At 73.0% G+C, this 13242-nt stretch carries 11 protein-coding genes; 5 read left to right on the plus strand and 6 right to left on the minus strand.

Annotated elements, in window-relative coordinates; all coding sequences use genetic code 11:
- Window positions 1–111 precede the first annotated feature (111 nt).
- The 5 genes from ddaH (at window position 112) to FNH09_RS11420 (ending at window position 6963) form a co-directional block, all read left to right on the plus strand.
- On the plus strand, window positions 112–930 hold the full coding sequence (gene ddaH / locus FNH09_RS11400; RefSeq protein ID WP_162468419.1) for a dimethylargininase: 819 nt from the start codon (window positions 112–114) through the stop codon (window positions 928–930).
- Entirely contained in the window at window positions 930–2168 is a 1239-nt protein-coding gene (gene rocD, locus FNH09_RS11405) for an ornithine--oxo-acid transaminase (protein WP_152886760.1), read from the plus strand. Before ddaH ends, rocD begins: the two co-directional genes overlap by 1 nt.
- 150 nt (window positions 2169–2318) lie before the next feature.
- Window positions 2319–4778 (plus strand): SpoIIE family protein phosphatase, encoded by a 2460-nt coding sequence (locus tag FNH09_RS11410; RefSeq protein WP_162468420.1) that lies wholly within the window; start codon window positions 2319–2321, stop codon window positions 4776–4778.
- A gap of 274 nt (window positions 4779–5052) precedes the next feature.
- Window positions 5053–6093, plus strand: coding sequence for an NAD-dependent epimerase/dehydratase family protein (locus tag FNH09_RS11415; RefSeq protein WP_152886765.1), 1041 nt, complete (start codon window positions 5053–5055; stop codon window positions 6091–6093).
- Window positions 6094–6237: 144 nt separating this feature from the next.
- A complete protein-coding gene (locus tag FNH09_RS11420) occupies window positions 6238–6963 on the plus strand; it encodes a 1-acyl-sn-glycerol-3-phosphate acyltransferase (RefSeq protein ID WP_162468421.1) in 726 nt (241 codons plus the stop codon).
- Between the two features lie 111 nt (window positions 6964–7074).
- On the opposite strand, the gene FNH09_RS11425 is transcribed toward FNH09_RS11420, so the two are convergent.
- From FNH09_RS11425 to FNH09_RS11450, 6 genes are all read right to left on the minus strand, one after another.
- On the minus strand, window positions 7075–8670 hold the full coding sequence (locus FNH09_RS11425; RefSeq protein ID WP_152886767.1) for an alpha/beta hydrolase: 1596 nt from the start codon (window positions 8668–8670) through the stop codon (window positions 7075–7077).
- Window positions 8671–8847: 177 nt separating this feature from the next.
- Window positions 8848–9615 (minus strand): urease accessory protein UreD, encoded by a 768-nt coding sequence (locus FNH09_RS11430; RefSeq protein WP_152886823.1) that lies wholly within the window; start codon window positions 9613–9615, stop codon window positions 8848–8850.
- On the minus strand, window positions 9597–10280 hold the full coding sequence (gene ureG / locus FNH09_RS11435; RefSeq protein ID WP_152886769.1) for an urease accessory protein UreG: 684 nt from the start codon (window positions 10278–10280) through the stop codon (window positions 9597–9599). The genes FNH09_RS11430 and ureG overlap by 19 nt, the downstream gene beginning before the upstream one ends.
- 257 nt (window positions 10281–10537) lie before the next feature.
- On the minus strand, window positions 10538–11212 hold the full coding sequence (locus FNH09_RS11440) for an urease accessory protein UreF (RefSeq protein ID WP_152886771.1): 675 nt from the start codon (window positions 11210–11212) through the stop codon (window positions 10538–10540).
- Complete coding sequence (locus tag FNH09_RS11445) at window positions 11212–12933, minus strand: urease subunit alpha (RefSeq protein ID WP_152886772.1); 1722 nt, start codon at window positions 12931–12933, stop codon at window positions 11212–11214. Before FNH09_RS11445 ends, FNH09_RS11440 begins: the two co-directional genes overlap by 1 nt.
- Entirely contained in the window at window positions 12926–13237 is a 312-nt protein-coding gene (locus FNH09_RS11450; protein ID WP_152886774.1) for an urease subunit beta, read from the minus strand. The genes FNH09_RS11445 and FNH09_RS11450 overlap by 8 nt, the downstream gene beginning before the upstream one ends.
- Between the last annotated feature and the right edge of the window lie 5 nt (window positions 13238–13242).

Genomic DNA, 13242 nt, shown 5'->3' on the forward strand with positions numbered 1-13242 from the left:
CAGCAATGCTGCGCGAACACGCAGGGTTCGTTCCTTGTCGTGCGGTTCTGTCACTTCCTACCTTGGTGTCAACCCTCAGTCGCCACCCGTAGGAAGCGGAGGAACCCCTCTGTGTCCGAAAGCCGTGTGCCACGCTCCCGGCGTTTCCTGGTCTGCGAACCCAGACACTTCGCCGTGCAGTACGCGATCAATCCCTGGATGCATCCCGACACCCCCGTCGACGTCGATCTGGCCCAGGAGCAGTGGCGGGCGCTGATCGACGCCTACCGGGCCCACGGCCACACCGTCGAGACGGTGGAGCCGGTGGCCGGTCTGCCGGACATGGTCTTCGCCGCGAACTCGGCGGTCGTCGTCGACGGCCGGGTCTTCGGCTCGCTGTTCCACGCGCCCGAACGGCGCCCCGAGGCCGTGCACTACGACACCTGGTTCAAGACCGCGGGCTTCACCGTGCACCGTCCCGAGTCGGTCTGCGAGGGCGAGGGCGACCTGGTCTGGACGGGCCGGTACCTGCTGGCCGGCACCGGGTTCCGGACGACCCGCGAGGCGCATCGCGAGGTGCAGGAGTTCCTCGGCCGGCCGGTGATCGGCCTGACGCTGGTGGACCCGTACTTCTACCACCTGGACACGGCTCTGTTCGTCCTCGGCGACGGTCCCGACGCCGACATCGTGTACTACCCGCAGGCGTTCTCGCCGGGCAGCCGCGAGGTGCTGGAGCGGCTGTTCCCTGACGCCGTCCTGGCCACCCGCGAGGACGCGCTGGCCTGGGGCCTGAACTCGGTGTCCGACGGCCGTCACGTCTTCATCGCGCCGCAGGCCGAGGCGCTGGCCGCCCGGCTGGCCGAGCGCGGCTACCTCCCCGTCCCCGTCGACCTGTCCGAGTTCCACAAGGCCGGCGGCGGCATCAAGTGCTGCACCCAGGAGATCCGCTGATGACCGCACCCGCCCGTACGCTCCCGGACAGCCGCACCTCGGCCGACCTCATCCGCGCGGAGGCGCCCGTCCTCGCGCACAACTACCATCCGCTGCCCGTGGTCGTGGCCCGGGCCGAGGGCGTCTGGGTGGAGGACGTCGAGGGCCGCCGCTATCTCGACATGCTGGCCGGCTACTCGGCGCTCAACTTCGGCCACCGCCATCCGGCGCTGATCGAGGCGGCGCACCGCCAGCTCGACACGCTGACCCTCACCTCGCGCGCGTTCCACAACGACCGCCTCGCCGAGTTCGCCGAGCGGCTGGCGGCGCTGACCGGTCTGGACATGGTGCTGCCCATGAACACCGGCGCGGAGGCGGTGGAGAGCGCGATCAAGGTGGCCCGCAAGTGGGCGTACGAGGTGAAGGGCGTGCCCGCCGACCGGGCCACGATCGTGGTCGCGGCGGACAACTTCCACGGCCGTACGACGACGATCGTCGGCTTCTCCACGGACGAGACGGCCCGCGCGGGCTTCGGACCCTTCGCGCCCGGCTTCCGGGTGGTGCCGTACAACGACCTCGCCGCGCTGCGGGAGGCGGTCGACGAGACGACGGCCGCGGTGCTGATCGAGCCGATCCAGGGCGAGGCGGGCGTCGTGATCCCGGACGACGGCTATCTGGCCGGTGTCCGGGAGCTGACCCGGCGCGAGAACTGCCTGTTCGTCGCGGACGAGATCCAGTCGGGCCTCGGCCGCACCGGCCGCACCCTCGCGGTCGAGCACGAGGAGGTCGTCCCGGACGTCCTGCTGCTGGGCAAGGCGCTGGGCGGCGGCATCGTGCCGGTGTCGGCCGTGGTGGCCCGCCGGGAGGTCCTCGGAGTGCTGCGGCCGGGCGAGCACGGCTCCACGTTCGGCGGCAACCCGCTCGCCGCCGCGGTCGGCACGGCCGTCGTCGAACTGCTGGAGACGGGCGAGTTCCAGCGCCGGGCCGCCGAGCTGGGCACGGCCCTGCGCGACGGACTGACCGCGCTGGTCGGCCGGGGTGTGGTCGGCTTCCGCGCCCGCGGGCTGTGGGCGGGCGTCGACGTCGACCCGGCCATCGGCACCGGTCGCGAGATCAGCGAGCGCCTGATGCGCGAGGGCGTCCTGGTCAAGGACACCCACGGCTCCACGATCCGGCTGGCGCCGCCACTGACGATCACCGGCGAGGAACTGGCGGGGGCGCTCGCCGCCCTGGCGAAGGTGCTCACGCAGGCGGCCTGATCGGGGCCCGCGCGACCCCGTCCTTACGAGCCCGTCCGGCTCGTACGGACGGGGTCGTCGCGCGTCTGCGGTGGCGCGGGCGCCTGCGGTTGCGCAGGGTGAAGACAGTCGGGTGGTGGTGGACCACTGTCAGCGCCAGAGAGGTCGGCCGTGAGCGCACACGAGGAGCACCACGTGGCTCGCCCGCGCTTCGACGTGGCCGACGCCGCACCCCTGCTGCTCGACGCGCGGGGGGTGGTGACGAGCTGGACGGGCGCGGCCCGGCGGCTGCTGGTGTACTCGGCCGCGGAGGCGGTCGGCCGGGGGCTGGCCGACCTGCTCGGCGAGCGGGACGCGGCGCGGGTGCCGGAGCTGGTCGAGCACTGCCGTGCGCACGGCGGCTGGGCGGGGCTGCTCACGGTACGGACCAGGGACGGGCGGCCGGTCAGCGTGATGGCCCGGCTGGTGCGGGCCGAGGACGGCGCGGGCCCGGCCCGGCTGTTGCTGCTGTTGTCGGAGCTGTCCGGGGCGGCGGGCTGGGACCTGGACCGCGGCATGCTGGAACAGCTGGTCCAGTCGCCGATCGGTATCGCGATCGTGGACCGGGACCTGCGCTACGTGTGGTCCAACGAGGCCCTCACCCAGTTCGGCGGCGGGTCGCCGCACCAGCGGCTGGGCCTGCGGATCTCGGACATCCAGCCGGGCCTGGACACGGATCGCATGGAAGACCGGATGCGGCACGTGCTGGAGACCGGGGAGCCGGTGACCGGCTACGAGCACGTGGGGTACCTACGGTCCGCGCCGCACCGCGAGACCGCCCACATGATGTCGTTCACCCGTCTGGAGGACGAGCACGGCCAGCCGGTGGGCGTGTACTACACGGTCGTGGACATCACCGAGCTGCACCGGGCCCGGCGGCGGCAGGCGCTGCTGGACCGCGGCGGCGAGCACATCGGCCGCAGCCTGGACATCATGCGCACCGCGCAGGAGCTGGCCGACGTGGTGGTGCCCGGCTTCGCCGACTTCGTCACCGTGGACCTGCTGGAGCCGGTGCTGCGCGGCGCCGAGCTCGCGCCCGGTCCCCTGCGCGACGTGGACCCGCTGCGGCTTCGCCGGGTCGCCCAGCGCTCGGCGCAGGCGAACGTGCCCGAGGCCGTCGTCACCATCGGGCAGACCGCCGCCTACGCGGCCGGTTCCCCTCCGGTGCGGTGCCTGTCCACCGGCACGTCGTGGCACGAGGAACGCCTCGACCCGCTGGCCCGGGAGTGGGCGACGAACGTGCCGGAGGGCAAGGAGGCCACGTTCGTCGAGCTGGGGCTGCACAGCGTGCTGATCGTGCCGCTGCGGGCGCGGGGCATCACCCTCGGCATCACCCTGTTCTACCGGCGGCACCCCCAGGAGCCCTTCGACGAGGACGACCTGGCCCTGGCCGAGGACATCGTCTCGCGGGCGGCCGTGTGCGTCGACAACGCCCGCCGCTACACCCGCGAGCGCCTGTCCGCGCTGGTCCTCCAGCGCAACCTGCTGCCGCGCCGGCTGCCCGAGCAGGACGCGGTGGAGGCGGCCGCCTGCTACCGGCCCGCCGACGAGCTGACGGGCCTGGGCGGCGACTGGTACGACCTCATCATGCTGTCCGGCGCGCGGGTGGCCCTGGTGGTGGGCGAGGTGCTCGGCCACGGGATCCAGGCCGCCGCGGCCATGGGGCGGCTGCGGACCGCCGTGGACACCCTGGCCGCGCTCGACCTCCCGCCCGACGAGGTGCTCGGCCATCTGGACGACCTGGTCGCCCGCTCGGCGAGCGAGGAGGTGACCGGGGCGGACCCCGAGGGCGGCGACGAGGCCGGGACGCTGGGCGCGGGCTGTCTGTACGTCGTCTACGACCCGGTCGAGGGACGCTGCGGGATGGCCGCCGCGGGCCATCCCGCGCCGGTGCTGATCGCGCCGGACGGGAGCATCACCTTCATCGAGCTGCCCCAGGGGCCGCCGCTGGGGGTGGGCGGTCCGCCCTTCGAGGCGGTGGAGCTGGCCCTGGAGGAGGGCAGCACGCTGGTCCTGCACACCGACGGCCTGCTCACGCACAGTACGCAGCAGCATTTCGCCGACGCGGACCGCGACCGGCTGCGCGCGGCCCTGGAGCGCCCGGCGCCCAGCCTGGAGCTGCGCTGCCAAGACGTGGTCGACGCGCTGGTCCCGGCCGGGCCCCACGACGACGTCGCCCTGCTGATGGCCCGCACCCGGCGGCTGGACGCCGAACACGTCGCGTCCTGGGACCTGCCGGCCGCACCGGAGGTCGTCGCCGACGCCCGCAGGTCGGCCACCCGGCAACTGGCGCAGTGGGGCCTGAAGGAGCTGACGTTCAGCACGGAACTGGTGGTCAGCGAGCTGGTCACCAACGCGATCCGGCACTCGGCGGGCCCGATCCGGCTCCGGCTGATCCGGGGGCACGCCCTGGTCTGCGAGGTCTTCGACGGCTCCGCCACCGCGCCCCATCTGCGCCATGCGCGCACCACGGACGAGGGCGGGCGCGGCCTGCTGCTGGTCTCCCAGGTCGCCGACCGCTGGGGCACGCGCTTCGTCCCCGACGGCAAGATCATCTGGGCCGAGCAGTCCCTGGCGGGGCACACGGGGTGACGGGGCGCGCGACGGCGCGCGGGGCAGCCGGGGTGACCGGTCACGCGGCGCCTGCCGCCGAGTAACCCGCGCGATGCCCGGCGGCTCGCGCGGCGCCCCACGGCGCGCAGCGCTCGGCGGCACGCCCGACGCCCGGCAGCGCGCTCGGCGGCCGGGGGGATCGTCCACCGGGGGGCGGGGCCGTGCCGGGCGGCCCGGCCCCCGTCCGGACGGGGGTACGCGGTCGCCGCCTGGGTACCCGGCGGGTGGACCTCCCCCTGGAAGGGCGGCTGCGATGAACGACGTGGCGCGGCAGCGGACAGCAGGCACCGACGGACTGCGGGTCGTGGTCGTCGGCGCGACCGGCAACGCCGGTACGAGCGTGGTGGAGGCCCTGCGCCACCATCCCGCGGTGGCGTCGGTCCTGGGGCTGGCCCGCCGGGTTCCGGACTGGCGACCCGACGGCACCGCCTGGGCGGCCGCGGACGTCGACCCCGGCGGCAGCGATCTCGTCGACCACTTCGCCGGTGCGGACGCGATCGTCCATCTGGCCTGGAAGTTCCAGCCCACGCACGACCCCGTCACGACCTGGCGCACCAACGTGCTCGGCAGCATCAGGGTCTACGAGTCCGCGGCGGCGGCCGGGGTCCCCGCGCTGATCCACGCGTCGTCCGTCGGCGCCTACTCCCCCGGTCCCAAGGACCACCCGGTCGACGAGTCCTGGCCGACCCACGGCTGGCCGCAGGCGGCGTACTGCCGCGAGAAGGCCTACATGGAGCGGTACCTGGACGGGTTCGAAGCGGCCCACCCGGACGTGCGGGTGGTACGGATGCGCCCCGGATTCCTGTTCAAGCGGGAGTCGGCGTCGCAGCAACGGCGCATCTTCGCGGGGTCGCTGCTGCCCGCCCAGCTGATGCGCCCGTCGTTCGTGCCGGCGGTCCCGGACCTGCCGGGTCTGGTCTTCCAGGCCCTGCACACCGATGACGCCGCCACCGCGTACGTGGCGGCCGTCGTACGCCCCGTGCGCGGCGCGTACAACCTCGCCGCCGATCCGCCCCTGGACGCGGCCAGGCTGGGCCGGCTCCTGGATTCGCGGCCGCTGCGGCTCCCGCTGCCGCCGCTCAGGGCCGCGCTCTCGATGGCCTGGCGGCTACGGCTCGTACCCGCGTCCCCGGACCTGTTCGACGCCGTCCTGCGACTGCCGCTGATGGACTGCTCGCGGGCGCGGGCGGAGCTGGACTGGCGGCCGCGGCGCACGGCCACCGAAGCCGTCCGGGAGTTCCTGGACGGCCTGCGCGACCACGCGGGCATGAACACGGCACCGCTCGCCGCCTGAACCGGACGACCGCCGTACGCGGGCCTCCCTGCGCGGGCGGCCCGGGTGCGTCCGGAAGCGACCACGAGATTGCCTCCGCCCCGGCATCGCGGGAAGCTTGCGCAGGAGTACGCAGGTCGACCGTGGAGGGGTGAGAGGCGAGCCGTGGTCTACTACTTCCTGAAGTACGTGGTGCTGGGACCGCTGCTGAGAGTGCTCTTCCGGCCTCGGATCGAGGGCCTGGAGCATGTGCCGGCGTCGGGCGCGGCCATCGTCGCGGGCAACCACCTCTCCTTCGCCGACCACTTCCTGATGCCCGCGATCCTCAAACGGCGCATCACCTTCCTGGCGAAGTCCGAGTACTTCACCGGCTCGGGCCTCAAGGGCCGGCTGACCGCCGCCTTCTTCCACAGCATCGGGCAGATCCCGGTGGACCGCACCGGCAAGGAGGCGGGACAGGCGGCGATCCGCGAGGGCCTGGGCGTGCTGCGCAGGGGCGAGCTGCTGGGCATCTATCCGGAGGGCACCCGTTCGCACGACGGGCGGCTGTACAAGGGCAAGGTCGGCGTGGCGGTGATGGCCCTGCGGGCCGGTGTGCCGATCGTGCCGTGCGCGATGATCGGCACCTTCGAGGCACAGCCTCCGGGCCGGGTCCTCCCGCACATCCACCCCGTGGTGATCCGCTTCGGCAAGCCGCTGGACTTCTCCCGCTACGCGGGGATGGAGAACGAGAAGGCGATCCTGCGCGCTGTCACCGACGAGCTGATGTACGCCATCCTGGCACTGTCGGAGCAGGAGTACGTCGACCGCTACGCGGCCGAGGTCAAGGCCGAACTGGCGGGAGAGACGGCGGCCAGGCAACCCAGGTTCCCGAGGATGCCGCTGAGTTGAGCCGGTCCCGGAGCCCTGCCGGGCCGGACGACGCCCGGCCCGGTGCCCGGAGCCGAGCGAGGGGCGGCGGGGTGGTGACCCCCGCCGCCCCTCTCCTCGTACGACCGACGGTTACGGCTTCGGCGTGGCGTGCGGCGTGCAGGTCACGTCCGCGCCGTCCAGCTTGCCGGTGAGCAGGTAGGCGTCCACCCGGGTGTTGATGCAGGGGTTCACCAGGCCGGTCACGCCGTGCGAGCCGGCGTCCTTCTCGGTGATCAGACGCGAACCCTTGAACCGCTGGTGCAGCTCGACGGCGCCCGCGTACGGCGTGGCGGCGTCACGCTGCGACTGCACGATCAGCACCGGCGGCAGGCCCTTGCCGGTCTTCACGTTCACCGGGGTCTGCTGCTTGACGGGCCAGGTGGCACAAGGCAGGTTCATCCACGCGTTGGCCCACGTCATGAACGGGTAGTCCTTGTTGAGCCGCGTGTTGTCGCGGTCCCACTTCTTCCAGCTGGTGGGCCACTGGGCGTCGGTGCACTCGACGGCCGTGTAGACGGCGTTGCCGTTCTCCGAGGAGATGTTGCCCGCGGTGTCGGACAGGTCGGGAGCGGCGGCGTCGATCATCGCCTGGGTGTCCCCGGCGACGTACTTGCTGAACACCGTGGCGACCGGCACCCACGACGAGTCGTAGTACGGGGCGCTCTGGAAGAAGGAGATCAGCTCGGCCGGGCCGACGACCCCGCCGAGGGGGCTCTTCTTCGCGGTGGCACGCAGCGTGAGCCACTTCGCCTGGACGTCCGCGCGGGTGGTGCCGAGGTGGAAGGTGGCGTCGTTGGCGGCGACCCAGTCCTCCCAGTCCTTCCAGCGGCCCTCGAACGCGATGTCCTGCTCCAGGTTGGCCTGGTACCAGATGTTCTCGCGCGACGGGTTGACGACGCTGTCCACGATCATGCGCCGGACATGGCCCGGGAAGAGCGTGCCGTAGACGGCGCCCAGGTAGGTGCCGTAGGAGACGCCCAGGTAGTTGAGCTTCTTCTCACCCAGCGCGGCCCGGATGACATCCAGGTCACGGGCGGTGTTCGGCGTGGTCATGTGCGGCAGCATCTCGCCGCTGCGCTCGTAGCAGCCGTCCGCGTACTCGGCGGCCAGCTTGCGCTGGGCCCGCTTGTCCGCCTCGGAGTCCGGCACCGGGTCGGCCTTGGGCGCCTTGACGAACTCCTGCGGGTCGATGCAGGAGATGGGCGCGGAGTGGCCGACGCCGCGCGGGTCGAAGCCCACAAAGTCGTACGCCTTGGCCGTGTTGGCCCACAGTGCGCTCTTCGTGGTGACACGGCGCGGGAAGCGCATACCGGAGCCGCCGGGGCCGCCGGGGTTGTACACGAGGGCGCCCTGGCGCTCCTCCTTGGTACCGGTGTTGCCGATGCGGTCGACGGCCAGCTGGATCTTCTTGCCGTCGGGCCGGGCGTAGTCCAGCGGGACCGTGACGTAACCGCACTGGATCGGCTTCTCGAAGCCCCAGTCCGCGGGGCAGTCCTTCCAGTCGATCCCCGCCTTCGCGGCGCGCTCCGCGGCGATGGCGGCACCGCGGGCCTCGCGGTCCTGGCCGGGGCGGCTCTCCGCGTTCGCCGTGGGCGCCGCGAAGGCGCCGGCTATCAGGGTCGCGGTGACCAGCGCTCCGGCCGAACCGAGCGCGGTCTTTCGATTCCTCGGTCTGATGTCCCTCAAGTGGGCACTCTCCGTATCTGGTTATTGACTGCAGAGGGATCATTTCGGCTGTGAGGTCCCTGAGAACAGGGTTCGTTGACCTTCTTTGCCAATCCGATAACCGGGAGCCATGTCCCGGTTACCGGATGCACGGACCCGAACCGGCCCGCTCCGGAACCGACTTGGTCCGGGTCCGGTTCAGTCCAGTTCCGCGAGGACCCCGTCCAGCACCTGGCGCAGGCGCAGCGCGTCCGCGGCGACCGCGGTCACCAGCGCGCCCGGTCCGGCGAGCGGTACGAGCACGGCCTGCTCGCCCATCATCCGGGCCGCCACCGGCTCGACGGCGAACTCCGGCCTGACGATCACCAGTTGCCCCACGGCCCGATGCCCCGCCAGGACGGCGGGTCCGTCCCAGCCGCCGGGCGCGTCCGGCCCGCAGGCGAGTTCCTGATCGAGCAGCACGCGCCCGTCGATCCGGACAGTGAGACGGCTGGTGAGCCGTCCGGGTTGCTCACCGACCCGCCCCAGCACCTGTTCCTCGCGCAGCACGAGCCGGGCGGTGCCGGCCAGATCCACCCGGGTCGTCACATACAGTTCGCTGCCGCCGGCCGAGATCAACTGTTCGGGGAGCCAGTGGAGTTCACCGCCGTCGGCGACATCGAGCCGTACGTCGTAGCGGGCCTCGCCCTTGATCTGGCCCGGCAGCGCGATGGTGGCGGCCGCCGATCCGACGCGCAGCCGGGCCCCGCGCCGCACCTCGGCCCGGACAGCGAGCCGGTCGCCGCCGTGCGGCCCGCTCATCGCCCCGACGAGCATCACGTGCGCCTCGCTGCCGCTCGCCCGGGTCCGCCGCAGCGCGAGCGGCCCGTCGCTCTCCAGCACCGGAAGGGCGGTGCCGCCGCGGCCGTCGTCGCACGCGACAATTCCGGCGGTGGCACTGACGTCGTTCACGCGCACGCCGTCCAGGCGGCGAGCCGCGCCCGCACCCAGGCGGAGACATCCCGCACTCCGTCCTCGCCGCGCAACGACTGGAAGACGACCGGGAGTTCGGCCCGCTGTGCCTTGGCGTCCGAGGCCATCCGCCCGAGGTCGGACCCCACGTACGGGGCGAGGTCGGTCTTGTTGACGACCAGCAGGTCGGCGGTGGTCACCCCGGGGCCGCCCTTGCGCGGGATGTCGTCGCCCCCGGCCACGTCGATCACGAAGATCTGCGCGTCGACCAGTCCCCTGGAGAAGGTGGCGGTGAGATTGTCGCCGCCGGACTCGACCAGGATCAGGTCCAGTGGCCCGACCGCGTCCTCCAGGTCCTCCACCGCCTCCAGGTTGGCGGAGATGTCGTCCCGGATCGCCGTGTGCGGGCACGCGCCCGTCTCCACGGCGGTGATCCGCTCGGGCGGCAGCACGGCCTCCCGCAGCAGGAACTCGGCGTCCTCCCGGGTGTAGATGTCGTTGGTGACGACCGCGAGGGACAGCTCCGCGCGCAGCGCGCGGCAGAGTGCGGCGACGGTGGCGGTCTTGCCGGACCCGACGGGCCCGCCGAGGCCGATCCGCAGGGCCCGGCGGCGACCGTCGGGACGCCGGGCGTCGGCACTGACGGCGGACGGGCCGTCGTGGGGGTGGTCGAGATGCATGAAGCGGCTCCTGCCTGTTTTCTGCGGTGCCCTTTCGGGCGATCAGTGTGTGCCCTGCGGTCGTTCTCCCGGCGCCCCGGCCCTGGGGCCTGTCCGACAATTCCCGTCTGCCCGGCGGCGCCATGCACGCCCTCTCGCCGCACCGGCCCCAGACCCGAGTACATCCAGTACGCAGGCCTGGGGCCGACACATCGAGAGCACGCACCAGACGCCGCCGGGCCGCCCTCCGGGCGGCGACGGGAATTTGACGACAGGCCCTAGGACGCGAACAGCCTGGCCGGCCAGGCGGCATGGGCTTCCGCGTCGATCTCCAGCAGGGGGGCCGAAGCCGCGGGCAGCGCCTCGACCCCGTCGTCGAGCACCCGCCGGGCCGCCTCGACCGCCCGGTCGGCCACCCGGTCCAGCTCCGGCGCCAGCCGGGCCAGCACCGCCGTGGCGTCGAACGGGTCCAGGCTCAGCAGCCGCACCGTCGCGGTGGCCGGCCCGCCGACGCTCTCGTACGCCGCGCAGTAGGCGGCGTCGACGGCCCCGAGCCCGGCCGCCCGCGCCAGCAGCCCCAGCACCACCGGCTGGTGCATCCCCTTGGGGAACTCGGCTGCCACGGCGTCGAGTTCCGGGGACGGCCAGGTGGCCCGGGCCGCCCGCATCAGCTGCCGGCCCAGCCTGCGCGCTACGGCACGCAGCGCGGGGGACGGCGTACGGGCGTCCGCCGCCGCGTCCAGCGCCGACGGGTCCACCCCGAGCGCGGCCGCGGCGGCGAGGGACGCCGACACCAGCCCCGCCGTGTGCAGCCTGCCCCGGGCGAAGTCCTCCAGGCTCGCCGCTCCCGTGATCCGCCCGGCCCGGACGGCCGCCTCGGCCCCGCCGGAGTGCGCGTGCCCTCCGGCGGGAAAGCGGCCGTCGGCAAGGACGAGCAGTGCAGACCTGGACATCAGAAGAGGAAGTAACGCTGGGCCATGGGCAGTTCGGCGGCCGGAGTCGCCTCGACGAGCTCCCCGTCGATGTGCACGGCGAAGCTGTCGGGGTCGACCCGGACCTGCGGCCGCGCGTCGTTCTCGCGCATGTCCGCCTTGGTGACCCCGCGCGTGGAGTCGATCGCCACGAACCGCTTCCCGAGCTGGAGCCGCTCCGGCAGTCCGTCCTCGACGGCCGCCGGGGCCACGAAGTTGAACGAGTTGGCCGCGGGCGCCCGCCCGATCGCCCCGAACATCGGGCGCGGCAGGATCGGCTGCGGGGTCGGGATCGAGGCGTTGGCGTCGCCCATCTGGGCGTAGGCGATCTGCCCGCCCTTGAGGACGAGGTGCGGCTTGACGCCGAAGAACGCGGGCTCCCACAGCACCAGGTCGGCGAGCTTGCCGCTCTCGACGGAGCCGATCTCCCGCGCGAGCCCCTGGGCGAGCGCCGGGTTGATCGTGTACTTGGCGACGTAGCGGCGGACCCGGTGGTTGTCCGCCCGTCCGTCGCCGGGCAGCGCGCCCCGGCGCCGCTTCATGACGTGGGCCGTCTGCCAGGTCCGCAGGACGACCTCGCCGACGCGCCCCATGGCCTGGGAGTCGGACGAGATGATGGAGATCGCGCCGAGGTCGTGGAGGATGTCCTCCGCGCCGATCGTCGACGGCCGGATCCGGGACTCGGCGAAGGCGAGGTCCTCCGGCACCGCCGGGTTGAGGTGGTGGCACACCATCAGCATGTCGAGGTGTTCCTCGGCGGTGTTGACGGTGAACGGCCGGGTCGGGTTCGTCGAACTGGGCAGTATGTGCGGCTCGGACACCACGGTCATGATGTCCGGCGCGTGCCCGCCGCCCGCTCCCTCCGTGTGGTACGCGTGGATCCCGCGCCCGGCGATCGCGGCGAGCGTGTCCCCCACGAAGCCGGCCTCGTTCAGGGTGTCCGTGTGGATCGCGACCTGGATGCCGGTCCGTTCGGCGACGGTCAGCGAGGCGTCGATGACGGCCGGGGTGGAGCCCCAGTCCTCGTGCAGCTTCAGCCCGAGCGCTCCGCCGCGGATCTGGGACAGCATCGCCTCCTGCGAGACGGTGTTGCCCTTGCCGAGCAGACCGATGTTCAGGGGGTAGGACTCCATCGCCGCCAGCATCCGGGCCAGATGCCAGGGGCCGGGCGTCACGGTGGTCGCCTTCGAGCCCTCGGCCGGTCCGGTGCCACCGCCGACCAGCGTGGTGACACCGGAGGCGAGCGCCTCGTCGGCGATCTGCGGGCAGATGAAGTGGACGTGCGCGTCGACGGCGCCCGCGGTGAGGATCCGCCCGTTGCCCGCGATCACCTCGGTCTCCGGACCGATCACGAGATCCGGGTGCACGCCGTCCATGGTGTCGGGGTTGCCCGCCTTGCCGATGCCGGTGATCCGCCCGTCGCGGATGCCGACGTCCGCCTTGACGATCCCCCAGTGGTCGACGATCACCGCACCCGTGACGACGGTGTCCGGGGTGCCCTCCGCACGCGTGGCGCGTGCCTGCCCCATGGACTCGCGGATGACCTTGCCGCCGCCGAACACGGCCTCGTCACCGGCGAGTCCGGGCCCGCCGGAGCGGTCCTCCTCGATCTCGATCAGCAGGTCGGTGTCCGCGAGCCGGATGCGGTCGCCGGTCGTCGGGCCGAACAGGTCGGCGTACGCGGCACGTGAGATCTCAGGCATCGAGTGCGCCTCCGGTCTCCCCGCGCAGCCCGGGCACGATCCGGGCACCGGCGAGGGGGACGAGTTCGACCTCGGCGGGGATCCCGGGTTCGAAGCGCACGGCGGTGCCGGCGGCGACGTTCAGCCGCTTGCCGCGCGCGGCGGCACGGTCGAAGTCCAGGCCGGGATTGGCCTCGGCGAAGTGGTAGTGGGAGCCGACCTGGACGGGACGGTCGGCGGCGTTGAGGACGGTGAGCCGGGTGACCTCGCGGCCCTCGTTGTAGACGATCGGGTCGTCCGCGAACAGGATCTCTCCGGGAATCATGGCGC

The sequence above is a fragment of the Streptomyces adustus genome (assembly GCF_009377175.1).
Classification (GTDB): domain Bacteria; phylum Actinomycetota; class Actinomycetes; order Streptomycetales; family Streptomycetaceae; genus Streptomyces; species Streptomyces adustus.